Genomic DNA, 25,544 nt, shown 5'->3' with positions numbered 1-25,544 from the left:
GATTGACGTGTTAGAACAACTGAAAGAAGAGGTATTTCAAGCAAATTTGGACTTGCCTAAATATGGACTTGTGAAATATACATGGGGAAATGCAAGTGCCATTGATCGTGAAAGCGGTTTATTTGTTATCAAACCTAGTGGTGTTGATTACGAAACGATGAAAGCCAGTGATATGGTCGTTGTTGATTTAGATGGCAATGTTGTTGAAGGAGAGTTGAGGCCTTCATCAGATACAGCGACTCACGCAGTACTTTATAAGTATTACCAAGAAATCGGGGGCATTGTACATACTCATTCAACTTGGGCGACAATCTGGGCTCAAGCAGGCCTTGATGTTCCAGCGATGGGGACCACTCATGCAGACACATTTTACGGATCCGTCCCATGTGCCCGCTACCTAACACAAGAGGAGATTGATCGTGGGTACGAAGTGGAGACTGGGAAGTTAATCATCGAAACATTTGAAGAGCGTGGGTTAGACATTTTAGCCGTTCCTGGTGTCTTACTTCATGGTCATGGTCCGTTTACTTGGGGCAAAGATGCAAAATCCGCCGTAATGAATAGTGTGGTGTTGGATGAAGTTTCGAAAATGAATTTATTTACACGGGATTTAAATCATTTTGCAAAAGAATTACCACAAAATATTTTGGATAAACACTATTTACGAAAACATGGAAAATATGCTTATTACGGTCAAAAGTAAGATCAACTCTATTAAATTATCAAACCATTAGAATTAAGAAAAGAGGATTATTATGTTAACAACAGAAAAAAAGGAATTTTGGTTCGTCGTAGGATCACAACATCTATATGGGGAAGAAGCGTTAGCAGAGGTCAAGGCGCATGCACAAACGATAACCGACGCATTAAATGAAAGCGGTATTTTACCTTATCCACTTGTATTGCAAGATTTAGCTGTTAGTGCAGATAGAATCACAAGCATCATGAAAGAAGTCAATTATCGTGACGAAGTTGCCGGTGTCATCACTTGGATGCATACTTTCTCACCTGCAAAAATGTGGATTCGTGGAACAAAACTATTACAAAAACCATTGCTTCATTTAGCTACACAATTCAATGAAAGCATTCCTTGGGCAACGATTGATATGGACTTTATGAACCTGAACCAATCCGCTCATGGTGACCGTGAATATGGTTTTATCAATGCCCGTTTGAAAAAACAAAATAAAGTTGTTGTAGGTTATTGGGAGCGCCCTGAAGTGCAAAAGCAAATTGCACAATGGATGGACGTAGCGGTTGCTTATAACGAAAGCTTCAACATTAAGGTGGCTCGCTTTGGAGACAACATGCGTAACGTTGGAGTAACCGAAGGGGATAAGGTTGAAGCGCAAATCCAATTTGGGTGGACAGTTGACTATTTTGGAATCGGAGACCTTGTTCAATATGTAAATGCGGTTACTGATGAAGAAATTGATGCTTTATTTTCAGAATACGAAGGCCTTTATGAATTTGATTATGGTACAAACAGTAGGGAAGATTGGGAGAAAAGCGTAAAGGTACAGGTAAGCTATGAAATTGCGATTAAACGTTTCCTTGATGATGGTGGTTACACGGCCTTCACAACGAACTTCGAAGATTTATATGGGATGAAACAACTTCCTGGTCTTGCCGTCCAACGTTTGATGGCACAAGGATATGGCTTTGCGGGTGAAGGAGATTGGAAGACGGCAGCACTCGATCGCTTACTGAAAGTGATGAGCCATAACCAATCAACTGGCTTTATGGAAGATTACACATATGAATTAGCTGCTGGACAAGAATCAATCCTTCAATCACATATGCTTGAAGTCGACCCATCTTTAGCAAGTAACAAACCAAAAATTGTCGTATCTCCATTAGGTATAGGTGATCGTGAAGATCCAGCACGTTTAGTATTCGACGGCAAAGCAGGAGACGGTGTCGTTGTTTCCATGGCTGACTTTGGTACAAACTATAAACTTTTGATTAATGAAGTTTCTGCATTTGAGCCAACTGTTCCAGCACCAAACCTTCCAGTGGCCCGTGTACTTTGGGAAGTGAAGCCAAACTTCCAAGATGGAGTGAAAGCTTGGCTTGAGAATGGTGGCGGTCACCATACAGTTGTTTCATTGAACTTAACAACAGACCAAATCATAACCTATGCAAAACTTGTTGGCTTGGAATACGTAGTTATTAAGTAATGTTTCTTCCCTCCAAGGAGGCTCTGCTTCCTTGGAGGGAAGAAATAGGTACTCCAGAGGTTGTAGTCTGGAAATAGTAACCATTAGTATGATCACTTTTTTTGTAAGCGTGTTCGTAGTTTTCCGGAAAAAGATGAAAGCGTTTTAATAGCACAATAACGACACAGAATTCATCCTAATCAATAATTTTTAAGATGATTCTACTAGCATATATTTGTAGATTGAAAACACTATTATTATTTTCTTTAAAGCAATCAATATTTTTAGTAGTGGGATTTTAAAAATATAATTTTAAAACCTTGAGGAGGAAATTTTAATGGTTAATGAAAAGAAAATCTCAAGTGGATTCATTTATTTTTTTGGGGCTTTTGGAGGCATTCTCTTCGGTTATGATATCGGCGTTATGACGGGTGCTTTACCTTTTCTGCAACATGATTGGAACCTTCAAAACAACCCTGGTGCCATTGGCTGGATTACCTCTTCGTTGATGTTTGGAGCTATTTTTGGAGGTGCCCTGGCCGGACAACTTTCCGATCGTTTAGGACGGCGCAAAATGATTTTAATATCTTCTATCATTTTTGCTGTTGGCTCCATTTTGGCAGGAATATCCCCTCATAAAGGGCTCCTTTTTATGATTGTTGCCCGGATTTTATTAGGGTTGGCTGTAGGTGCTGCTTCTGCGTTGGTCCCAGCCTATATGTCGGAAATGGCGCCGGCACGTTTACGTGGACGTCTGTCAGGAATTAATCAAACAATGATTGTCTCTGGAATGTTACTTTCGTACATTGTCGCTTATTTATTGAAAGACTTACCAGGAACTATGGCATGGCGGTTGATGCTTAGTTTGGCTGCCGTACCTGCTTTGATCTTATTTATTGGAGTGTCAAGGTTACCCGAATCACCACGTTTTTTAATTAAGAACAATAAAATTGATGAAGCTCGTAAGGTGTTGGGCTTTATTCGCTCTAACAAAGAACAAATTGACTCTGAAATAATACAAATTCAAGAAACTGTTAAAGAGGAAGCAAAGGTAAATCAAAAAGCATCTTGGGGTACACTTTTAAGTAATAAATACCGTTATTTAGTAATTGCTGGTGTGGGTGTTGCTGCGTTTCAACAATTCCAGGGCGCAAACGCAATTTTTTATTATATTCCTATGATTGTGGAAAAAGCAACAGGGCATGAAGCCAGCTCAGTATTGATGTGGCCAATTATTCAAGGGGTTATTCTCGTACTAGGTTCATTAATATTCCTTATGATTGCTGATAAATTTAATCGCCGTACTTTATTAACAATAGGCGGAACTATTATGGGACTATCCTTTATTTTGCCGGCAATATTGAATATATTAATTCCTAATGCAAATCCGATGATGATGGTTGTTTTTTTAAGTATCTATGTAGCACTTTATTCATTCACATGGGCTCCTTTAACCTGGGTCATAGTTGGAGAAATTTTCCCGCTGGTAATTCGCGGGCGTGCATCAGGAATAGCTTCATCATTTAACTGGATTGGTTCTTTCTTGGTTGGATTGCTATTTCCAATCATGACCGCTTCGATGTCTCAAGAAGCTGTTTTTGCAATCTTTGGTGCTATTTGTTTACTTGGTGTTTTATTTATCAGGACATGCGTTCCTGAAACTCGAGGTCATACTTTGGAGGAAATCGAAAAAATTGGAGAAAGCAAACAAGCTAAGGGAAAAAGTGCTTAAATTAGACCTATGAGATTTGGAGCAGAATTCAAAGAAGCTATACGCAAATAGGAGAGTTAAGCATGCATTTTCAAATCAGGGGGTCATAAGGGAAAATACTTCTGTAATTATGATCTACACACACATCATGAACATGTTGATTTACTCATATGATTCCCTTATCTTAAGGCCGAAGTTGCTACTTCGGCTTTTCACCATTAAAATGTTTGCTGAACTTTTTGTACAATTCATGGTGTTTTAACTTTTATTTATATGAAGGAATTTAATAGGGAAGGAGCCGAATAAAATGAAAACATCACAAAGCTCGTTTGGAAATGAAGTCTTACTGTTTACAATAGAAAATGAACATGGAGTAAGAATGGAAGTTACAAACTTTGGTGCAAGAATCGTCAATCTGTTCGTCCTAACGGAAACGGGACGTAATAATATCGTATTGGGATTTGACTCGATTGAGGATTACAAAAAAGAAACATATTATGGAGCAACAATAGGAAGAGTCGCTGGAAGAATAAAAAATGGCCAATTTTCGATTGGTGAATCACGTTACCAAACATCTGTAAATCAATTAGGGAATACATTACACGGTGGCAGCCCTGGATTCGATGAAAAAATCTGGGATTATGAAGTGAAGGAGACGGATGAAAGTGCATCAATCATCTTTTCAACCCACTCACCTGATGGCGAGAATGGTTTTCCGGGGAATTTGAAAGTAAGTGTGACTTACACATTAGACAACTTAAATATTTGGTCAGTCAGCTATCAAGCAACTAGTGATAAAGACACAATTTTTAATCCGACCAATCACGTCTATTTTAACTTAACAGGGCATCCCAGCAATCCAATCGATGATCATTTCTTACAAATCTTTTCTGAAGAATTTGCACCAGTAAATGACGATACCACGGTAACTGGGGAAAAGCGAAGCACAATTGGCACGCCTTATGATTTTCGAACCCCAAAGAAATTAAAATCAACCTTTGAAGCAATTGACGCAGAAGTTAAAAAGGTTCAAGGAATCGATCATCCATTTTTCCTAACGTGCTCAGGACTTCATCAAACTGCAGCAAAATTAATTAGTCCTGACCAGAAAATATCAGTCGAGGTATACACAGAAGAGCCTGCGGTTGTCATTTACACTGCAAACTTTGTGGAAGGTGTGCCACTCATGCACGGAGAAAAATTAATTCAACACGGTGGGATAACGTTTGAAACCCAAGCTGCACCAGGAGCAATTGAATTTGAGGATTTTGGAGATATTCTTCTTTTAGCAGGCGAAAATTATACTTCCCAAACAAAATACAAAATTGAGGTCAGGACCCGACTCAGCTGAAGTTTCCAGTTAGTGTGTTAAAGTGTCGGATAGGTGGATTTGGTTTCGATATTTTCACATCGATTCGGCTGCTAGTTAGGGTCGGCATCCGGTGCCTGTCAGAGCGTTCGAGCATAGGTCGTTACATATATAGGGTGGGATTCCCGCCGAATAAGAGTTAACCACTCACTGGAACTGAGTTTTGGAGGAGAGAGGATAACTTATATCTAAGCGTAAACACTTGGATGGTGGGTCGCAAACTATGGTTAAAGGAAAGCCACCATTTAAACAGCGCATATTAAATACGTAGCACCTCCTGGTTCGATACTTGTATCAATAAAAGGAGGTGCTTATCCTATGCCGCAACAAAAATTAACGATTGTCCCCGTTACATTATATGAAGGAATTTAATAACCGTTGAATCTCCTGTTGCTACTAACTTCCTTCCTACCACGATTCGTTGTTACGTTGTGCATTTTTGTACCCTATTCTTTCCATGGTGAATGCAAAATACAATCACAGAAATTTTTATTTTTATATTCAGGTCTAAAATATTCAATAATATCTTCCTTCATATTGCCAAAAGTAGTTTCTGGCTTATGCTTAAAGCCCTCATAAAACGCTGGAATAATGACCTTCTTGAAATTGTTACGTGGGAAGGCTTTTATAATTTCTTCACGCAAGTCGTCAGGGAATTGTTCAAATCCATCTCCCATCACATCTAAACCAACACCTGAAAAGAGTAGTGCCACTTCGGACTCTTTATGTTCTGCAACGCCAGGTGTCGTATGTAACGCAATAGCATCCCATACAAGACGAATCGACTCATCTGGAATTTGATACTGCTGTAAAAAGCTTCTCGCTGCATTTGCACCGTCTACTTCAAATCGTAAATCTGGACTGCTGAATTTTTTTGTTAAGCCTAAATCATGGAATAATGCACTAACATATAGCAACTCTAAATCATAATTTTGCTTCGTTTTTTTTCCGTTGACTGCACCAAATAAAAATACACGATTTGAATGATTCCACAACAAGTCGTCCCCATGCTCGCGTAAAAGATCTGCTGCTTCTTTAGCCAATCGGGAATCTGGAATTTTAATACCTGCTACTTCTTGAAACATAATTGAAAATCCCCTTTACAATTTGATAGTTCTCATTCTCATGAACTTGTATTCATTGTAAAGAGGAATTTATCATTTATCTATTCATTCATTTCTATGATAATAATAGATAAAAACTATAATATAGAACTTTTCAAAGAAGCTATCTCATCTTTTTCTGTATGAAAACGCAGCCTTTCGATTTCACATAGTAATAACTTAATATACTTACGTGCTGCATAATTGATAAAACGATTCTTTTTCATCACGAGATAAACAGATCTAGTCAAAGTTGGTTTTTCAATACGTTGGAAAAATAAATCCTCTGTATCATAAAATTCATATAATGTACGCGAAACAAAACTGCGTCCAACCCCATTTCGAACAAGCTTCAAGATAGATTCAATGCTAGACGTTTCGACAATAGGTTCTATCTGCCTGCCAACCTCAAGACTCGTTTTATCAAGTATTTTTCTGCATTGATGGATATTTGGAAATAAAATAAGAGAACTGTCTAAAACATCGGAAAATGAAACCTTCTGCTCTCCATTACTTTGATTACTAATCAGGTAAAATTCTTCATCATATAACTTCGTCACCATCAACATATCATTCCGATTGAATTCAAAACCAATACCAAAATCAGCTTGATTCTCTAAAACAGCCTTTTCCACTTCATCCGTACTTTGAACAAACACTTTTATGTTCGGATACAATTGGTTAAATTTAATACATAAAGTAGATACCAAATCCGTTATTTCTCCTGGTAACACAGCAATTTTCAATTCCCCGATTTCTACTTTTGTAAGTGCTTTAATTTGAGAAGAAATACTTTGTAAGGAATTTTGAATATTTAATGCTTCTTGTTGTACAATTTCTCCCACCTTAGTAAGTTCAATCTTTTTACCAATACGGTTAAAAAGTGCATAGCCTATATCTTGTTCAAGCATTTTAATTTGATGGCTTAAAGTTGGTTGCGAAATTCCTAATTTTTCAGCTGCTTTTGTAAAATGAAGTTCTTTACTGACCATTAAAAAATATTCTAAATGTCTTAATTCGATACTATTTCAATCCTTTCTAATGAAAATAATTATTGATTATCTGTATGCTTGCAATTTTATAATCTAGTTATTAAGTTACTTTATTTTAAGGGATTATTCCATAATTTGGACTGATTGCTGAATAAAATTAAAAAACACCATTAGCTATCTGTTATTTTGGTTCATAAATAACTCACTATGATGTTGGATAACCTGTCGGGCCCGGTATCTTATACAGGCTATATCCGCGGAGAAGGTCCAAAAGGGTCCTCAGCTATGACATGTACAATTATTAATAATTGTACCTTTTAAGATGTCAGTTTACATAATAAAATATCTCATATAATACTAAGATTTTTAAAAATTGGAGTTAGCCGAAAAACAAAGGCTTAATCAAGGAGGAGGTAAATCATGTATATACCTAAACATTTTCACCTCAAGGATGAAGAAATAATTTATGATTTTATCGAAAAGTACAGCTTTGCCACTTTATTTTCTCAACACAATGGAGAACCGTACGCTACACATCTTCCACTCATATTAAATAAAGGTGAAAGTGCTTTATATGGTCATTTTGCCCTTCCAAACGAACAATGGAAGGATATGGAATGCCAACAAGTTCTTGCGGTTTTCCAAGGTCCTCACTGTTATATATCTCCGTCTTGGTATGAAACAACGATGGCAGTTCCTACTTGGAATTATGTGTCTATCCATTTATATGGAAATATGGAGATTGTCGAAGATCAAAAAGTCATATTCGATTCTCTAAATGATATGGTAAACAAATATGAAAGTCCAGATAGCCCATACAATTTAAACGATGTAGATTCCAGATTTATCGAAGGAATGAGTAAAGGGATTGTAGCATTTAAAATAAAAATCACAAAAATTGAAGCGAAAGCTAAATTAAGTCAAAATCACCCTTTGGAACGCCAAGAATTAATTATTAAGCATCTAGAAAACACTTCTCAACAAGATAATATACAAGTAGCATCTCTTATGAAGAAAAATCTACAAAATTAAAAGATATCCAACTTTGTCTTATTAAATTACTGTGGTAGATTTGTTAAAAAATTAAGCCTAATTTCAGATGGAAATTAGGCTTAAAATTATCCTTCAATTTATCTATTAAGAAACATGTTATAGACCTAAAGTAGCACTTAATGTCTTCCTAATAAAAACTAACTATTCCAATATTCGGATTATCCGTATAAAATCATTCCAAATGATGCTCTACCTGACGCACCAATTCCCGTCCATATTCATAAGCTGTCCCCATAGGAAATGTGTCCATTGCATAGGATAAAAATGTGAAGCTCGCTTCAAATCCAATAACTAATAATGCTAGAAAGGTTCCTATGAAGATTATTTTTGCAACACCAAACATTCAAATAAAATAGCTACAATTCGTTTATTCAAAGAATTATGGAGCTATTCTTTTATCCATGCCTTCTTTAAGAGTTTCACACCCACATCAATTTCATCGTCAGAAAGATTACTGAAACCTAGTTTAACCATTGGTCCGTCGGTGTTATTTTTAATGAAGTAGAGAGACGTAGGATACACAGTAACGCCATGAAAGGAAGCTTGTTGAATTAACCATTCTTCTGAATGCTTCAGATGTACCTTGACTAATACATACAAACCGGATTGTTCACCAATAATTGATATATTTTGAGCGAATTGCTCTTTTAATGCGGATACTAAGTGCTGCATTTTTCTTTTATAAACAAGGCGCATTCGTTTAATATGTCGACTCCATTCTCCCTCTTCCATAAGTTTAGCCATTGTAAGCTGGCTAAGCAGGGAGGTGGTAGCTTCAAAATGAAGAAACTGATTTTTAAAACGATTTAATAATGGCTGTGGCAAGACCATATAACTTAAACGAATTCCTGGAAGAAAGGACTTCGAGAAATTCCCTAAATAAATGACTCTTGCTAAATCAATTGAGGCAAGAGCAGGAAATGGTTTTTGTGTATAGCGAAATTCACTATCATAATCGTCTTCAATAATATATCCACGAATCTTGTTAACCCAATGAATAAGCATTTGCCGTTGTTGAATAGACATGCTTACTCCAATTGGACTTTGATGGGAAGGGGTTACATAGATTAATCGTGATTTCATTTGTTCTAATTGGGAAAGTTCAGCACCTGTTTCATAAACCGGCAAAGTTTCAAGCATAAATCGATGGAATTGAAAAGCTTCCCTAGCACCGTCGTAACCAGGGTCTTCAACTATAATACTCTGGAATTCATCCTTCAGTATATGCCCAAGGTATACAAGCATTTGTTGGGTACTGCTTCCGATAATAATTGCATTTGCATTTGTTTTCACTCCGCGTGATTGGAATAAATATGTGGAGATTTGTTCGCGCAGGCATTCTTCCCCAAATGGTTCCCCGTATCGAAAGCTATCCTGTAATGTTAATACTTGGTTAGCAATTCTCCTCCAAATTTTCAGTGGGAAATGTGTTTGATCAACGGCATCTGCCCTGAAACTAACTACCGGAGGTTTCTTGGACTCAGTCTGCTTATTATTATAAGAGATTAATGGCTCCTGAAATATTAGGGGTTCTAACTCATTTGCAAAATAACCTTTTCTGCCCTCTCCACGAATATACCCTTCAGCAACAAGTTGTTCATATGCCAGTAAAGTTGTATTACGGCTTACATGTAAGGAATCTGCAAGTTGACGAATGGAGGGTAATTGCTCATTCGCCAAAATGTCTCCTTGTTCAATATATGATTTGAATTTATCGTAGATTTGTTTGTATTTTGGGGAGTTATCATTAAAAGTAAAAATGGTATTATTCATTTGCATTCCCTCTGACATGTATATTTGTTTATTATTGTACCTTTTTTCATGTCAATTTGTATAATACTATTTTTTTATCGGATATTCATTTTTAAAAACTCAAGTTGAAAGGATGATTAATGTGTACATTCCTAAGCAATATCGTATGAAAAATGAAGAGGCTGTTCAAATTATGAAGTCTAACCCGTTTGCCTTATTGATTACTGTTGATGAACATCGTCCCATGGCTACGCATATTCCTTTGGAAATTCGGGAAGATGGAGGGAAAATCTATGCGACTGGCCACATTGCATACGGAAACATGCAGAAAAAAACTTTAGACAATAATAGTGATGTGTTACTGATTTTTCAAGGGCAGCACGCTTACATTTCATCAAGTTGGTATAAGTGCGAAGAGGTTCCTACATGGGACTATCTAGCTGTACATGCGTATGGATCAGCTCGTGTAATCACTGAAGACGAGCTGATTTCCTCCTTGGATACTATGCTTAATCACTATGAGTCGCATCGAGAAAATGGTCGGACCTGGGAAACGTTTGATCCAGAATTGCTTAAGAGTGAAATGAAAGGAATAGTTGGCTTTGAAATTGAAATCACATCTATTCAAGCTGCAGCCAAAATGAGTCAAAATCGTAATGACACTGATTACAAAGCGATTATTACAGAGCTTGAAAAATCAAATGAACAAGGGGAAATTCAGGTTGCGCAATGGATGCGTGAGCAACGGAAAGGGTTAATTGAATGATTGGCATATTACTAGGGTTTGCTGGTGGCACCCCTAAAAGCAAAAATGGTGTTTATCACTTTTTAAGGGAAAGCAAAGGTAAGTCAAAGCCATTCCTTACAGACAAGAGCTCATTTTAAAACAGTTTGAACAGATTCCTTTTCTAAATGAGCAACAAATTGCCTCCTTGATGAAAGCGAACCTTAAAAAAAGTGTAAACTAGCTTTCACCAATCAAGGAGGAGCCCAATAAAGCGTGTGCAAAAATACAACAAGGAGTTGCTTTTTATGGAGTTTTCAAATATTTGGCTATTTGTAATTACTGCTGCTACATTGTTAATAATACCTGGACCGGCTGTGTTGTATATTATGGCAAGAAGTATTGATCAAGGGAAGAAAGCGGGCATAGTATCAGTTCTGGGTGTATCTCTTGGTGGTTCTGTTCACGTTTTAGCTGGAGCAATAGGAGTTTCGGCAATCCTTATGACATCAGCAACAGCCTTTAATATCGTTAAATACTTAGGTGCTGCTTATCTTATCTATCTGGGGTGTAAGACTTTACTTTCTACATCCGATCGAACGACATCAGAAATTCTAAAAGCCCCTCGCAAAAGGTTATTAAAGATATTTTACGAATCAGCGCTCGTAGAAGTAATGAATCCTAAGACAGCACTCTTTTTTTTAGCCTTCTTTCCGCAATTCATATCACCTTCTGCTGGATCAGTCACAATTCAATTTTTGCTTTTAGGAATTATATTTATTATCCTAGCTTTTATTAGTGATGGTCTGTATGCAGTTCTTGCAGCAAGTATTAGAAAGCGGATTCTGGGTAGTGAAGTGAATTCTAAGTTGCAGAATCGGATAACTGGTTATTTATATATTGTTCTAGGGGTATTCTCCGCCTTTGCGAGCCCCTCCAAAACATAAGAGTATAGATAACGGTTAATGATATGACTATGAACTCCTATGACTTCTAGAGCATTCGTGAGATAGTTTTTAGTTTATTGAGGGAGTTTTATTTGCATAAGGAACCAGATAGCTATAAAAAAGCAAACTTGCCAAAACTGAGCGAGTTTGCTTTTTTATTTGAAAACGAAGTCAAAACATCTGTCATATGGGTTCGTAATTTCGAAAAATCACTTCAAAAATGCACCCTTTATAAATAAGTGACTTTTTTTATTCTACTCATTAAGTCTCCTTTTTTAAATTTTTCTAAGGAAATAAATCTAAAAGATCTTTATATGTAGAAGAATTACAATTTCTTGACTTAGAGTAAACTCTAAGTATTATCCTATCTTTATAACACAAGTTAAAAAAAGAAAAAATAGACATATCAGTTTTAATGGAGGGGTTATATTGACATATACTATTGGAGAATTTTCTAAAATAGTTGGGCTAAGCGACCATACATTGAGGTTTTATGAAAAAGAAGGGTTAATAAAAGTAAATAGAGACGATAACAATGTCAGAATTTACTCGGATGAAAATAAATTATGGATTGAATCATTGCTCCACCTAAAAAATACAGGGATGTCACTAAAAGACATGAAACGATTTGCCATGTGGGGGCATATGGGGGATAAAACCATGGAAGAAAGATTAGCTCTGCTTAAAAAGCATCGAAAAAAAGTAGTGGAAGAATTGGAGAAAATCCATCAAAGTTTAGAGCATTTGGATAATAAAATACATTTTTATGAAAATGAAGTAGGAGACTGTTTCTCTTAGAAATTCAGCATCTGGTTGGTTTTTCATTTACATCTTTTGGGTAACCCTCGTACAGACAGCTTTCTACATCGTGTTTTTCTCGAAAATAAAAAACACTTGCGTTAGAGTGATCTCTAGGGAGTAACCTATTCTTGCACCATTTAATAAAAGAAGGGTTAATCAACCCTCTACAAAATACGACAAACTAACAATGTTTGATTAATATTATTGGAGAAAGAGGTTAAAGAATGAACGAAAAATATAGCAACTTTTTTAAATCTTTTACATTTAAAAACGGGATTACCCTAAATAATAGAGTGGTTATGGCACCAATGACAACTTGGTCCAGTAATGATGATTACACGGTTTCAGATGAGGAATTAACCTATTACCAAAAAAGAGTAAACGGAGTAGGACTGGTGATTACAGGTTGTACACATGTGACTCGAAACGGGATCGGTTTTACAAATGAATTTGCAGCTTATGACGATAAATTTACGCCGGGCTTACGTAAATTAGCTGAAACCGCGAAAAGTGGCGGAGCTGCTGCTATCCTTCAAATTTTCCATGCAGGTAACAAAGCACTACCGGATTTGACACCAAATGGAGAGGTTGTTAGTTCCAGCGCTTTAGTGACTGAAGCTACTGGATTTGCACCTTCAGTACTACCTAAAGAGCTTTCTCATGTCGAAATAATGGAAGTGATTCATGCATTTGGAGAAACAACTAGAAGAGCAATTGAAGCAGGTTTTGACGGCGTTGAACTTCATGGTGCACATGGTTTTTTAATGCAAAACTTCTTTTCACCTTTCTTCAACAGACGAGAAGATCAATGGGGAGGATCATTGGAAAATCGCATGCGTTTCCCACTGGCAATCGTTCAAGAAGTGAAAAAGGTGATTGAAAAGCATGCAACAAAACCTTTTATTTTAGGATACAGGATATCTCCTGACGAACACCAAGAAGGCGGTTTGAGAATGAAGGATACCTATGTATTGATTGAACGCCTGATTGAAGATGATGTTGATTATGTGCATGCTTCATTGGCTGATACTCTTTCTTCAAAGCCAGTCGACAGTCAAGATGAAAAGACATATCTTGAGTTGGTTGTTGACCATGTAAACGGACGAGTTCCTGTACTGGCTGCTGGTTCTATGGTAACTCCGGATGATGTTGCTAAAGCATTAGATAAGGGACTTACCCTAGCTGCAATTGGCCACGCGTTAATCATGAATCCAGACTGGCTTGAAAAGGTTCAAAATGGACAAGAGTCTGAGATCCAAACAGTGTTAAAGGCTTCAAAGGTTAATGAGCTTGGCCTTCCAGAAAAACTTTGGGGCGTCATTCAAGCTTCAGGCACATGGTTTAAGATTGAGGAATAATCTAGAACAAACGGTGATTAACTAAAGGGGCAAGGGAGGTTTGCAAGGGAGATGTCTTCAGTTGCAGCATCTCTCGTCAAAAAAGCAGCCTTGGCCCAACTTGACAAAGGCTTACACGTATGGACGGACTTGTTAAAAGGGATAGCAGAGGCAGAAGCCAAGTAGAAGATTGCTGAAGCTATTGAATGGTTTGGGCATGCGGCTGTAATGGATAAGACTTTGAAAATGCTGCCAAAATATGCAAAACAAGTGGCAAGCCCGCTTAGTATTATTGACAAGATCACTATAGTGGATACAGGCAGAAGAGGTGTGAATGGCGAGGCTAATAAAGTGACTGAGTATGCAACGGATTTTAATGGCCCCAATTTTACGAACCAACTGGTTCGCAGGCACAAGTTGATCTAAAGTAATCATTTTAAGTTGATCTCGCTGAATAGAATCATGTTTAGAAAGCATCCTCATTACACAAGTTTTAATAATTCTATTTTAAAACAATAAAGACTTTAGTCAAAAGGTTCTATCTAGTAGTTAAACCAATTGATTGGAGTGGGTGTGTGTGACCCACCCCGCAGGCGTAAAGGCGCCGAGGGCGGACCGCCCGTGGAAAGCGAGTTTCTGGAGCGGAAATCGACGTCTAAATTATAACTCAAAAAAAACTGTAGGCAAACTCGATTTTCATCGAGTTTGCCTACAGTCCGAGGTAAGAGCTACTTGTATGCTCTTACCTTTTTTGAATGGTTTTCGCTAATAAGAGGCAGGATCAGTTTATCTGGACTTTTATACTTAACAAATATGTTCGTCATACTCGGTTTTCAAGTAATTCATCATCCTTTGTTTTTGGTGGGAATAATGAAAGCAATTAAAGTAATAGGAAAAGTCGTCAAAAAAGAGAGGGTTTTTATCATCGAAGCCATAAGAATTTAAAAAATCCGAGATTACTTTTTCTTGTTCCACTACATCGAACAATCCGGATATATAAAAATGATAACTGAATTTATCATATAAAAAAAGGTATCCTGTATCATCAAAAATATTTTTCACAGTATGACCATCCAATTCTAACTCACTCCTTCCTTACCAATATACCTTTTTATCGATGAAATTATTCAGTGCTCATCTTTCAGGGAATATTATTATATTTATTGCAGCGTGTTTTTTATACCTTCAATACATTAAAGGTATGAAATAAATGCAGGCAGCAAGAATCGGGAACGAAAAAAGCACATCCAATAAGGATGTGCTTTCATAAAGGTATTATTTGTACATTTCAGCCACTTGTTTTTGCAATTCGCCATTTTCAAGGTACTCATCATAACTCATTTGCTTATCGACTGTACCTTTTGGAGTAAGTTCAATGATTCGGTTCGCTATAGTTTGGATGAACTGATGATCATGTGAAGAGAAGATCATAGATCCTTTAAAGCTGATTAAACCGTTGTTTAATGCCGTAATCGACTCTAAGTCCAGATGGTTAGTAGGTTCATCAAGCATCAGGACGTTCGAACCGCTTAACATCATTTTGGAAAGCATACAGCGGACTTTTTCGCCCCCTGAAAGTACACTTGCCTTTTTCGTGACTTCATCGCCAGAGAATAACATTCTGCCCAAGAAACCGCGCAGGAAGCTTTCGCTCTGGTCATTAGGAGAATATTGACGGAGCCAATCGACAAGATTTAAATCGACACCTTCAAAGAATTCAGCATTATCCTTAGGGAAGTATGCCTGAGAGGTCGTAACGCCCCATTTGAATGAGCCGCTATCCGGTTCAATTTCACCTGCCAAGATTTTGAACATTGTTGTTTTAGCAATCTCATCTTTACCGACAAATGCAATTTTGTCGCCTTTATTCATCGTGAAGCTGACATTATCCAATATTTTTACGCCATCGACCGTTTTCGAGATTCCATCTACACGAAGCAGGTCGTTCCCGATTTCACGTTCAGGGGTAAAGCCGACATATGGATAGCGGCGTGAAGAAGGCTCGATGTCATCCAAGCTGATTTTGTCCAATAATTTCTTACGGGATGTCGCCTGGCTCGATTTGGATGCATTGGCACTGAAACGCGCGATGAAATTTTGAAGCTCTTTGATTTTTTCTTCTTTTTTCTTATTGGCATCTTGAGTCAGTTTAAGGGCAAGCTGGCTTGATTCATACCAGAAGTCATAGTTACCGATATAAACTTTGATTTTACCGAAATCAAGATCCGCGATATGTGTACAAACTTTGTTAAGGAAGTAACGGTCATGGGAAACTACGATAACAGTGTTTTCAAAGTTGATTAGGAATTCTTCCAGCCATTTGATCGCTTTTAAGTCCAAGTGGTTGGTAGGCTCATCCAATAAAAGAACATCCGGTTTACCGAATAATGCCTGGGCAAGCAATACTTTAACTTTGTCGCCACCGTTTAATTCAGCCATTTTCTTTGTATGCAGGTCTTCCGTGATGCCAAGGCCTTTTAAGAGGATTGAAGCTTCAGGTTCAGCTTCCCAGCCGTTTAATTCGGCAAATTCTCCTTCAAGTTCGGCCGCTTTCATTCCGTCCTCGTCGGTGAAGTTTTCCTTCATATAGATGGCATCTTTTTCTTGCATGACTTCATATAATCTTTCATGTCCCATAATGACAACTTTAAGGACTTCTTCCTCTTCATAAGCGAAGTGATCTTGCTTTAGAACGGCAAGGCGTTCGCCAGGACCCATATGGACATCGCCGGATTGCGCTTCAATTTCACCTGAAAGGATTTTTAAGAAAGTGGATTTACCCGCACCATTCGCACCAATCAGGCCATAGCAGTTACCAGGAGTGAATTTTATATTAACATCTTCAAACAGTTTACGATCGCCATAACGTAAACCAACATTATTTACTGTAATCATTTATTTACATTCCTCCAAAATACTTTTGTTTCAACGTGTCCAACACTTTGTTTCATTAGTTTTACGCTGATTCATACAAACAGCAGTTTACAATCTTGTATGTTTTAAACTGTGCATCATTTAAATTGTATCTTATTTCTTAGGAAAATTAAAGGCAGATTAGCAAAAACAAACGTTTATAAGCAAAAATTACACAGAGATTTAATTTTGCTTATAATTTGTCACCAATTATGTAAGTTTTATTTTTTTGTTAAAGAATTCGGCGGGTACAAAGACTCATTACGCACCATCCTTATTATTGGTAATATAGGTAACTGTAACTAACACAACAGGAGGATTTTAAATGAGCGATTCAGTAGGTTTTTGGAAACGTCTTTTTGCAGCATTTTTGGATGGCATAATAGTGTCTTTTCCATTAGCGATTATTTTCGGGTTGATTACCGGTGATTGGGAAAATGAAAACTTTTCAACGTTTTTCAACTTTCTTTACATGCTGATTGTCCCGATATTATGGTATGGCTATACAGTGGGTAAAAGGATTATGGGAATACGCATAGTACGGGTGGACGGAAGGAAATTAGGCATAGGCACAATGCTATTGAGGTATTTAGTTGCTGCTTTGGTTTATGCCATTACATTTGGGATAGGGTTTATTGTCAGTGCGTTCATGGTTGGCATAAGGAAAGATCATAGAGCGATACATGATTTCATAGCAGGTACGTACGTGACATCTAATAAACCATGATTAATTGTTAAGCAGTTTAATAGCTGCTTTTTTTTTATGAAAATCTACAATTCCGAATAAGAAATGATTTTTCGGCGGGGAAATTACAAATTAAGATACAAATATTACATTGGAAACCACGTTAGAATATCTATTCCATTAATACAGTGGCAGTTAGGAACCAAAAAGCACTTAACCTCTATGGTCAAGTGCTTTTGTTATTCAGAACCTCTTTATTTTGATTAATGATGATTTTATTTCTTAAGATCATTTCCTTATTATTAAGTCCAACATTGAGTTCTTTGGTATTATTCACTTTTTCCAGCAATGATACTACAGATATTTCCAATAATTCAGAAACAGGCATATTTGTTTTGGATGATAAAATTTCAAGTTCATGGATTAATTTAGGGGATAGCATTGGTTGTTTTTCATTTATTTCCATGACAGTACCCACTTTCTTAAGCAAATTATGTAATTGTAATTTAAGTATAAAATGTGAGTTTCCGATAAAACATTAAATTAGCATTATTTATGTTAAGAATTGATGACAATAGCAGCAGTTCATAAGTCAACGTATTATTTCTAAATCAATGTAATATATAGTGTATTCTTCGAATTATATGAAATATAAGGGAAGGGGTAAATTTCAACTATATAATTCTATGTCTCCAGATTTGTCAACCATTGGCTTTTCTGATAGTATAAATGTCCATTTCGTATTAGCATCGGCATTTTAAGTTTGATAAATACACAAGGAAGGGGAATGATTTTATTGGGAAATCACCCTGATTTTGAAAAGGAACGACAGCGGCTGGATTTTACGAAACGTTATATCGATGTAGTCATCAAAACATCAGAAACAAGCAAAGATCAATTTCAGAGGAATATGCAAGAAGCTTTTGGCGATGCCGATTGGTCTGAATCAGCCTTATATTCACAGCTGCTGACGACGGCCAACTTTTTTGAGATGTCCAAAACCGAACTTGAAAGTTTACGCAAAGCAAGTAAAAAACCCTACTTTGCTAGAGTGGATTTTGAAAGGAATGACGGTGATAGAGGCGAAGTCCTTTATTTCGGAAAAGCATCGCTTTATCAGAGGGAAAGCCAGGAACAGATTATTGTCGATTGGCGTTCACCGATTGCAAACCTGTATTATGAGGGACGGATTGGTGAAATAGAATATGAAGCGGAAGGGGAGACATTCAGCGGGAACATTACTTTAAAAAGACAGCTAATGATAGAAGAAGGTATCCTGGAGGAGATAAGGGACATTGATTTGACAACAACCGATGAATTGTTGCAGGAATCCCTTTCCAAAAGTTCCAGCAATCGATTGACAGATATCATTACCACGATCCAGGAAGAACAAAATAAAATCATTCGGGCAGATTTGAATAAACCTATCATTGTTCAAGGCGCAGCGGGCAGTGGTAAAACCACAATTGCTTTACATAGGATCTCCTATTTCATTTATCACTATAAAGACTTGTTCGATCCGCGTCAATTGATGATTCTTGCTCCGAGCCGGGTTTTCATTGATTACATATCTGAAGCTTTACCTGAATTGGGAGTCGAAAAGGTAAAACAATTTACATTTTCGGAATATGTTCAGGCAGCGATAGGAAAGCAAGTGAAGCTTATCGCGGATGATAAATTAACTCGATTGCTGGAAAATGATGATGAAGAAATTAATTCAGCCGTCTGGATATCAGGTCTGAAGGGTTCCCCTGCCTTTAAATATATATTGGACGAATATGTAAAGGATATTTTCAGGGGCTTTCATCCAGATGCTGATTTTTATTGTGATAAATATCGCCTCTATTCCGCTAAGAAGTTCATTAGATTATTGGAAGAGGATTATTGGTATTTACCGTTATACAGCAGGCTGGACAAACTGAAGGCCATACTACAAAATGAAGTGAAATTGAAAAAGAAAACAATCCTTGAACGTGTAGTTGATTTTTATGATGCCAAAATTGAGAAAGCTCTTTATAAGAATATCGATCCAGTCATTCGCAAGGACTTTGTTACAAAATGCCTCGATAAGAAAGAGGAAAGGATGGGGCAGGTCCAAAAGGCGATCCGTACTTCGGTAAAAGGGTATTTTAAGCAATTCAAAAGTAAAGATCTCCTGGATTACTATCAGGAATTATACCAAGATCCCGAGCGTCTCGCCTCGTACAGTAACGGTAAACTTACTGTTGAAGATGCCAGTGTTTTATGTGAGTATAATCATAAATTATTCTCTGCTAAAAGTTATGAGATGGAGGACTTAGGAGCATTATTATATCTTCATGAGCGGCTTTTTGGTGTCGATAAAGAAAACAAAGCAAAAAATGTCGTCATTGATGAGGCACAGGATTATAGCTTCATGCAGTTACAGGCATTAAAGACGGCAGTGGATACCGATATGTTCACACTAGTAGGAGATCTTGCGCAAGGCATCCATTCGTATCGCGGACTTCAAACGTGGGACGAGGTTCACAGTCGTATTTTCCCTCGGGCGACTTATACTGAATTACAAAAAAGCTACAGAACAACTGTTGAAATAATGAAAAGAGCTAATGGAATACTTCAGATGTTAACATACGATTTCCCGGAAGTTGAACCTGTAGTTCGTCATGGCAAGGAACCAGAATTCATTTCCATTGAAAAGGAAGGTTGGGAAGAAGATCTGATCGATCTTATCGCAAGCCTTAAAGGAGAAGGTTTTAAAACGTTTGCCGTTATTGCCAAAACGATGAAAGATTGCAAACTGGCAAACGAGAAACTAAGTGGATTTCATCAAGGCTTTCATTTAATAGATGAAGCGGGAAACATCCCAAAAGATAAAACGTTGATTGTTCCATCCTATCAAGCCAAAGGTCTCGAATTCGATGTCGTATTTGCAATATCCCTCGAAGAAATGTATTGCCATGGAAATGAACTTGATATCAAATTGCTGTACGTAACAATGACAAGGCCATTGCACCGGCTTTATTTTTTAGGTAATGAGAAAAAAGCCTTCCTTATCGAGACATGAGAGGGGGAGGGTGGAGAGTAACCACGCTCCTCGGGAATGCTTACAAATGCATAAGGATACCATGAATATCTTCCCACCCGAAACCGACTTCGATAAGCTCGATGCCTGCCATTTTAACGGTTTTTTCAGCTATCACTTGACCGCCAAGTGCTCTGTAAAAACCGCAAGAAGGATTATCCTTTAATGCCCATATTATTAAATTCTGATGTTCCATTTTCATAAGCTCATGTATGACCGCTTTTATCATTTTTCGGCCGAGTCCCTGTCGTTGATATTCTTGTAAAAAATAAATGGCATATACTTCACCTTGAATATGCGGATCATTCGTTTGTTCAGGGCCGCCAGCAGCGAAACCGATGATTTCCCCATTGGCGTTTTCCGCTACAAAGGTGGCATTATGCAGCATCTTTAAATTTCTAAGCCAGTTTTTCTTTTTGGCTTCCAGATTCATGGAAGACAAATATTGATCCGGGAGGATTCCTTTATAAGTCGTTTTCCAGCTGTTTATATGTACATTTGCTATTCCACGTACATCTTGTTCCATGGCTTTCCTTATCTTCATAAAAACACCTTCTGAATTTCGTATTTTCCCCTAGAATATCATGGAAAAAGCGAATAAGCATTTTATTTATGTTTATAAATGCATGAGAAAGGATATGAAATAAAAGAGTGATTCAACCAGACGAAGGGAAGGATGAGAAAGATGAAATTGAAAGTTGGCTTTTATTTTCCGGGAGGCAAAGAACTAGAGCATGAGGTAGAAGGCGATGACTCAACTCAAATGATTTCAAACATTCAAAAGCACCGTTATTATAATCTAGTTAAAGGCGATTGCCATTATGTAGTAGATACGGAAAAAGCAGCTTATTTTTCTGTAACGGAAATATTGGATTGAGATAAACCGCATTGGACTTTTGTTCCATTGCGGTTTATTCTTTTTGTTGTAAGGAAACAGGAAAAGGAGTATCGATAATGAAAATCAATTTTACCAAGAAACAGTATGAAACATTATTCAAAATGGTTCAGTACGGATATTGGGTTGCTTCCGATATTGAAGATAATAAAGAAGAATTTAGTGAGATGGAACAGTATATTAATTCCTTTGCCAAAGATTTCGGCGTGGAAGGAGTACAGTTTGTGAAGGAATATGAAATTTATGATTTGACTCGGGAATTGGAGGATCAACTTCAAACAGTCATCAATGAGTATGAAGAAGGAGTGTTCAGGGATAAGCTTGCCTATCATTTGGCTAGAAAAGAGTTTGCCGAGGAGTCGGAAAACCAAGAATATAATCAGGAGGAAGCGTTTATCCGTATCATGGAGCTCGAGGAAAAATACCATCTACATATTGAAGAACGCGGGTTAGGGAAATTGAAAATGGAAGAATAAAAAGAGAGGACTTTATTTGTCCCCTCTTCAGACTGTAGACAAATTGGATAATTATTATGATTGCCTACATTTTTTTGAGGGAGTGTCAGAATATGAACGTTGATTTCCACTCCAGGCACTCGCTTTCCGCGGGCGGTCCGGGAGCCTCCTCGGCGCTCTTGGCGCCTGTGGGGTCTCCCTTGGACGCGCTTTTCCCGCAGGAGTCTCGTACCTTCCGTTCTAATCAACTTTGTTTAATAATTCAGATGGAAGCCCTTTTGTCTACAAGAGAGAGGAATTAATTTGTCCTCTCTATTCTCAATCCGAGAAGTCATGATTTCCGTGTTCACCACGTATGCCATCATTACGGAACGGTTTTATACACCAGGATTATGGCCTAAATTTTTAACTGTGTATTGGAAAAATGCGATTAAGTCATTTTGTGATGTAAAACCTGCTTGTGCAGTCTGTTCGTTCCCTCCGCCTTTCCCATTATACGAACTGAGTTCAGCTTTAAAATATTGTCCGCAATGAAAGGGGATGTCCCCACTGTGTGAAAGGATGACCTTTTGCTCCTTACGTGATGCTAATAATACGGTAACCTTTTCCTTTTTTACAATCGTACTTGCAAGGTAAAGCAGTTCTTTCATTGAGCTATCTTCGAAAATATGAGAGATGAATCCCCCTCCATTTTCTGCAAGCAGGGAGTCAGCAAGAAAATTTGCATTTTCAAGTTTTAAGTTTTCGTTTGCCAATAGCAGCTGCTTATAGTCATTTTCCAATTTTTCCACCCTATTCAGTATCTCTGTACGTCCGGTATTGAACTTATTCGATAATGCTGAAAGAATTCCTAGGCTTTCGGAATAATCGTTCAATGCCCTGTTGCCGCACTTAAAATAGAGACGGGTATGTTCTTTCTGCCTCTCAGCTTTGAAAATTTTTATTAAGCCAATCTCACCAGTACGCCCTACATGGGTTCCGCCGCAAGGGTTATATTCAATCCCTTCTATCTCAACTATACGGATATTCTCTGAAACTTTAGGCATTTTGACGACAGGAAGTGTCTGTAATTGCTCGTTTGTCACGTAATAGATAAGTATTTCGCGATTCTCGATAATATATTGATTAACTAGCTTTTCAGCAGCAGCCGTATGTACTTCAGTCCATTGAAATCCTGTCATTATATCGATCGTTATATATTCCTTCCCAAGGTGAAAGCTGACTGTATTAGAGTCGAACAGTTCCCTGCAGACGGCAGAGAGTAAATGCTGGCCGCTATGCTGTTGCATATGATCAAAGCGGCGGGACCAATCAAGTTCACAGTGAACGATCTCTGATTCTGGCCGTCTCTCCACCTTATGAAGAATCTTTCCATCATTGTCTTTTATAACGTCAAGAACGGTGATTCCTTCTATTTTACCAGTATCTGCAGGCTGACCGCCCCCTTCGGGATAAAAAGCGGTTTCTTCAAGAGTGATATAGTAAAAGCCATTTTCTTCAATGGTCTCCCGAATTTTGGTATCCCATTGGGAAGTCTTGGTGGACGTGTAATACAATTTTTTTGTCATGTATGATTTCATTTTCCTTTCAGTTGATCCTTAAATTATATCACCGAAATACCAGAGTTTGAAATCGCGGGTTTAGAAGATTAGTTAAGTAAATAAGTAAACTTTATGACAAATCCTAAATAAATTGTGCAAGATGGCAATTATCCATGTTGATTTTATTGAAAGATTTATTGGAGGATAAGGGGTGGATGGTCATAATGAATGCCGACCCCGTCAAAGCGTCAAATCAATATTCTGAAATGCAGCCGGATTGCCTTATTCTTGATATTCAGTTGCCTGCAAAGGATGGTTTTCAAATCTTCAGGAGATTCATCTTAATAACGAAAAATATGTCATACCGAAGATCATGAACAGTATTCAGAACGATAAACATAAACGGATAAAAGCATTCAGGATGGGTGCGGATGATTTTATTGGTAAGCCGATTGATATCGATGAGTTTATTGTAAAGATAGTAAGGCATATACAGCGGAAGAAAATCTTGATAAATCGGTCCTTATTGATGAGTTGACACAGGTATATAATAGAAGATTTCTTGAAGATACACTGAAGCGGTCAGGGCGTCATTTTACGATAAGCATCATTGATCTTGAACACTTTAAAAGGGTGAATGATCAATACGGACACTCGGTGGGGGATCTTGTACTTGTTGAGTTTGCACAATTCAATAAAAGCAATATCAGCAGTTCTGACGTAATCAGCTAAAAAGCTCACCTCCTGATGCCATTGTACTGGATATCCTTCTTGAAGAGGGAGAGATGGACGGCTGGACGAACTTGAGGGAATTAAAAGGTTCCGCTGACTTGAATGAGATTCCCGTTTTTGTATCGACCGCACTTGACGAAAGGGAGAAGGGAATTTCATTGGGAGCAAAGGATTATTTAGTTAAACCGTATAAACCGAGCCAATTATCCAAAGTGATCATGCATACTTTATTAAGTAACGGTAAACAAGGGCATATTCTGGTTCCGCAGGCATTCCATGAAGAAAGCAAGTGTTAAAAAATAAAAAACCGTAATAGGTATACAGAACAACAAAAAAATGATAAATTCAAATATGTTGGAAATATAAATAATTGGGTACAATTGTAGGTAAAGGTAAGTTACAGGAGGATTTTTATACATGCAAAAAATTCAGGCCGGTATGGCTGTAGAGTTAGAAGTGGAACGTAAGGCTGATTTCGGATGGTTTTTAACAGATGGTTCAGAAGATGTCTTACTTCATCATAATGAAATGAATGAAGGAACGGAACTTGAGATTGGCGATGAAGTAACTGTGTTCATCTACCATGACAAACAAGCAAGGCTAACAGCGACAATGAAGATACCCGAAATCCAGATTGATCAGTATGGCTGGGCGGAAGTTGTCAATGTGAAAAGGAAACTGGGTGTTTTTGTTGACATCGGTCTTTCCAAAGATATTCTTGTATCACTGGACGACCTTCCGAATATAGATCGATTATGGCCCGAGGTTGGTGATCGTCTATATGTATCCCTGAAGACAGATCGTAATGACCGCCTGTTTGGTAAACTTGCAACGGAAGATGTAATTCAGGAGATTGCAGTGCAAGCTCCTTTAAAAGGAGTACGAAACACCAGTATTAAGGGAAATGTCTATCGTTTGCTTATGGTTGGGTCTTTCTTTATTTCACAAGAAGGGTACCGCTGTTTCATTCACGAAAGTGAACGCAATGAAGAGCCCCGTCTTGGTGAATTAGTTGAAGGGCGCGTCATTGATAGTAAAGAAGATGGAACGCTTAACGTTTCTTTAATCCCCTTTAAACAAGATTTAATGGGGGAAGATGCCGATGTCATTTTCAAATATTTAATGAATCGCGGCGGTGCAATGCCTTATGGTGACAAAACGCCACCTGATGATATCAAGTTTCACTTCGGTTTAAGCAAGGGAGCGTTCAAGCGTGCTCTCGGTAAACTGATGAAAGAAGAAAAGATTTATCAGGAAGATGGTTGGACATATTCTTCAGATCGTAAATGAAAAAGGCAGCGGATTTTCTCC

23 protein-coding genes and 4 pseudogenes are annotated in these 25,544 nt (G+C 37.6%); 18 read left to right on the top strand and 9 right to left on the bottom strand.

Annotation, left to right across the window (positions count from 1 at the left end):
* The first annotated feature begins 7 nt into the window (after positions 1-7).
* The 4 genes from ACQKMF_RS18925 to ACQKMF_RS18910 all read left to right on the top strand — a co-directional run bounded on the left by ACQKMF_RS18925 (position 8) and on the right by ACQKMF_RS18910 (position 5,221).
* Positions 8-703 carry an L-ribulose-5-phosphate 4-epimerase gene (locus ACQKMF_RS18925; protein ID WP_054395601.1) on the top strand — a complete coding sequence of 232 codons (696 nt, stop codon included), beginning with the start codon at positions 8-10 and terminating at the stop codon, positions 701-703.
* A gap of 52 nt (positions 704-755) precedes the next feature.
* Positions 756-2,180, top strand: a complete 1,425-nt coding sequence (gene araA, locus ACQKMF_RS18920) for an L-arabinose isomerase (RefSeq protein ID WP_260357834.1) — start codon at positions 756-758, stop codon at positions 2,178-2,180.
* Positions 2,181-2,496: 316 nt separating this feature from the next.
* Complete coding sequence (locus ACQKMF_RS18915) at positions 2,497-3,891, top strand: sugar porter family MFS transporter (protein WP_230175785.1); 1,395 nt, start codon at positions 2,497-2,499, stop codon at positions 3,889-3,891.
* Between the two features lie 286 nt (positions 3,892-4,177).
* Entirely contained in the window at positions 4,178-5,221 is a 1,044-nt protein-coding gene (locus tag ACQKMF_RS18910) for an aldose epimerase family protein (RefSeq protein ID WP_427574434.1), read from the top strand.
* A 464-nt stretch (positions 5,222-5,685) separates the two neighbouring features.
* Here ACQKMF_RS18910 and ACQKMF_RS18905 read toward each other — a convergent pair whose 3' ends face one another.
* Together ACQKMF_RS18905 and ACQKMF_RS18900 are read right to left on the bottom strand one after the other, a co-directional pair.
* A complete protein-coding gene (locus ACQKMF_RS18905) occupies positions 5,686-6,324 on the bottom strand; it encodes an HD domain-containing protein (RefSeq protein WP_101225138.1) in 639 nt (212 codons plus the stop codon).
* Positions 6,325-6,440: 116 nt separating this feature from the next.
* Positions 6,441-7,364 (bottom strand): LysR family transcriptional regulator, encoded by a 924-nt coding sequence (locus ACQKMF_RS18900; RefSeq protein WP_286141456.1) that lies wholly within the window; start codon positions 7,362-7,364, stop codon positions 6,441-6,443.
* A gap of 390 nt (positions 7,365-7,754) precedes the next feature.
* On the opposite strand from ACQKMF_RS18900, the gene ACQKMF_RS18895 reads away from it, so the two are divergent.
* On the top strand, positions 7,755-8,366 hold the full coding sequence (locus ACQKMF_RS18895; RefSeq protein WP_427574432.1) for an FMN-binding negative transcriptional regulator: 612 nt from the start codon (positions 7,755-7,757) through the stop codon (positions 8,364-8,366).
* A 182-nt stretch (positions 8,367-8,548) separates the two neighbouring features.
* Here the strand turns inward: ACQKMF_RS18895 and ACQKMF_RS18890 are convergent.
* Positions 8,549-8,730 (bottom strand): annotated as a pseudogene (locus ACQKMF_RS18890) (SMR family transporter); the annotation flags it as partial.
* Positions 8,731-8,774: 44 nt separating this feature from the next.
* Positions 8,775-10,160 carry a PLP-dependent aminotransferase family protein gene (locus ACQKMF_RS18885; protein WP_427574430.1) on the bottom strand — a complete coding sequence of 462 codons (1,386 nt, stop codon included), beginning with the start codon at positions 10,158-10,160 and terminating at the stop codon, positions 8,775-8,777.
* Between the two features lie 112 nt (positions 10,161-10,272).
* Here ACQKMF_RS18885 and ACQKMF_RS18880 point away from each other — a divergent pair, with 112 nt between their 5' ends.
* The 5 genes and pseudogenes from ACQKMF_RS18880 to ACQKMF_RS18860 form a co-directional block, all read left to right on the top strand.
* Positions 10,273-10,905: an FMN-binding negative transcriptional regulator gene (locus ACQKMF_RS18880; RefSeq protein ID WP_232783009.1), complete on the top strand. Its 633-nt coding sequence runs from the start codon at positions 10,273-10,275 to the stop codon at positions 10,903-10,905.
* Between the two features lie 266 nt (positions 10,906-11,171).
* The gene (locus ACQKMF_RS18875) at positions 11,172-11,810 is read left to right on the top strand and encodes a LysE family translocator (RefSeq protein ID WP_260357828.1); all 639 of its coding nucleotides are present in this window, start codon (positions 11,172-11,174) and stop codon (positions 11,808-11,810) included.
* Between the two features lie 429 nt (positions 11,811-12,239).
* Positions 12,240-12,608: a MerR family transcriptional regulator gene (locus ACQKMF_RS18870; protein ID WP_427574427.1), complete on the top strand. Its 369-nt coding sequence runs from the start codon at positions 12,240-12,242 to the stop codon at positions 12,606-12,608.
* Between the two features lie 227 nt (positions 12,609-12,835).
* The gene (locus tag ACQKMF_RS18865) at positions 12,836-13,969 is read left to right on the top strand and encodes an NADH-dependent flavin oxidoreductase (RefSeq protein WP_427574425.1); all 1,134 of its coding nucleotides are present in this window, start codon (positions 12,836-12,838) and stop codon (positions 13,967-13,969) included.
* Positions 13,970-14,101: 132 nt separating this feature from the next.
* A pseudogene (locus ACQKMF_RS18860) lies at positions 14,102-14,320 on the top strand (flotillin domain-containing protein); the annotation flags it as partial.
* Positions 14,321-14,752: 432 nt separating this feature from the next.
* Here ACQKMF_RS18860 and ACQKMF_RS18855 read toward each other — a convergent pair.
* Both ACQKMF_RS18855 and ACQKMF_RS18850 read right to left on the bottom strand, forming a co-directional pair.
* Positions 14,753-15,025, bottom strand: coding sequence for a hypothetical protein (locus ACQKMF_RS18855; RefSeq protein ID WP_034307327.1), 273 nt, complete (start codon positions 15,023-15,025; stop codon positions 14,753-14,755).
* Positions 15,026-15,223: 198 nt separating this feature from the next.
* Positions 15,224-16,843 (bottom strand): ABC-F family ATP-binding cassette domain-containing protein, encoded by a 1,620-nt coding sequence (locus ACQKMF_RS18850; RefSeq protein ID WP_101225131.1) that lies wholly within the window; start codon positions 16,841-16,843, stop codon positions 15,224-15,226.
* Between the two features lie 343 nt (positions 16,844-17,186).
* On the opposite strand from ACQKMF_RS18850, the gene ACQKMF_RS18845 reads away from it, so the two are divergent.
* The gene (locus ACQKMF_RS18845; protein WP_402937363.1) at positions 17,187-17,588 is read left to right on the top strand and encodes an RDD family protein; all 402 of its coding nucleotides are present in this window, start codon (positions 17,187-17,189) and stop codon (positions 17,586-17,588) included.
* A gap of 184 nt (positions 17,589-17,772) precedes the next feature.
* Here ACQKMF_RS18845 and ACQKMF_RS18840 read toward each other — a convergent pair whose 3' ends face one another.
* Complete coding sequence (locus ACQKMF_RS18840; RefSeq protein WP_101225129.1) at positions 17,773-18,012, bottom strand: hypothetical protein; 240 nt, start codon at positions 18,010-18,012, stop codon at positions 17,773-17,775.
* 321 nt (positions 18,013-18,333) lie between these two features.
* Between ACQKMF_RS18840 and ACQKMF_RS18835 the strand changes: the two genes are divergently transcribed.
* On the top strand, positions 18,334-20,592 hold the full coding sequence (locus ACQKMF_RS18835) for a HelD family protein (protein WP_427574422.1): 2,259 nt from the start codon (positions 18,334-18,336) through the stop codon (positions 20,590-20,592).
* A gap of 40 nt (positions 20,593-20,632) precedes the next feature.
* On the opposite strand, the gene ACQKMF_RS18830 is transcribed toward ACQKMF_RS18835, so the two are convergent.
* Entirely contained in the window at positions 20,633-21,154 is a 522-nt protein-coding gene (locus ACQKMF_RS18830) for a GNAT family N-acetyltransferase (RefSeq protein WP_402937359.1), read from the bottom strand.
* Between the two features lie 141 nt (positions 21,155-21,295).
* On the opposite strand from ACQKMF_RS18830, the gene ACQKMF_RS18825 reads away from it, so the two are divergent.
* Both ACQKMF_RS18825 and ACQKMF_RS18820 read left to right on the top strand, forming a co-directional pair.
* Entirely contained in the window at positions 21,296-21,487 is a 192-nt protein-coding gene (locus ACQKMF_RS18825) for a hypothetical protein (protein WP_034307314.1), read from the top strand.
* Positions 21,488-21,564: 77 nt separating this feature from the next.
* Positions 21,565-21,981, top strand: a complete 417-nt coding sequence (locus tag ACQKMF_RS18820) for a hypothetical protein (RefSeq protein WP_402937357.1) — start codon at positions 21,565-21,567, stop codon at positions 21,979-21,981.
* A 356-nt stretch (positions 21,982-22,337) separates the two neighbouring features.
* Here the strand turns inward: ACQKMF_RS18820 and ACQKMF_RS18815 are convergent, their stop codons facing one another.
* Positions 22,338-23,528, bottom strand: coding sequence for an alanyl-tRNA editing protein (locus ACQKMF_RS18815; RefSeq protein WP_402937355.1), 1,191 nt, complete (start codon positions 23,526-23,528; stop codon positions 22,338-22,340).
* A gap of 146 nt (positions 23,529-23,674) precedes the next feature.
* On the opposite strand from ACQKMF_RS18815, the gene ACQKMF_RS18810 reads away from it, so the two are divergent.
* The 4 genes and pseudogenes from ACQKMF_RS18810 (at position 23,675) to ACQKMF_RS18795 (ending at position 25,523) form a co-directional block, all read left to right on the top strand.
* Complete coding sequence (locus ACQKMF_RS18810; protein ID WP_101225124.1) at positions 23,675-23,878, top strand: response regulator; 204 nt, start codon at positions 23,675-23,677, stop codon at positions 23,876-23,878.
* 145 nt (positions 23,879-24,023) lie between these two features.
* Positions 24,024-24,233 (top strand): annotated as a pseudogene (locus ACQKMF_RS18805) (GGDEF domain-containing protein); the annotation flags it as partial.
* Positions 24,234-24,238: 5 nt separating this feature from the next.
* Positions 24,239-24,529, top strand: a pseudogene (locus ACQKMF_RS18800) (response regulator); the annotation flags it as partial.
* A 121-nt stretch (positions 24,530-24,650) separates the two neighbouring features.
* The gene (locus ACQKMF_RS18795) at positions 24,651-25,523 is read left to right on the top strand and encodes a CvfB family protein (RefSeq protein WP_427574419.1); all 873 of its coding nucleotides are present in this window, start codon (positions 24,651-24,653) and stop codon (positions 25,521-25,523) included.
* Positions 25,524-25,544: the final 21 nt, after the last annotated feature.

It is taken from the genome of Peribacillus sp. NPDC101480 (assembly GCF_050277335.1).
GTDB lineage: Bacteria > Bacillota > Bacilli > Bacillales > DSM-1321 > Peribacillus.
This window is presented reverse-complemented; position numbering and strand designations above follow the sequence as displayed.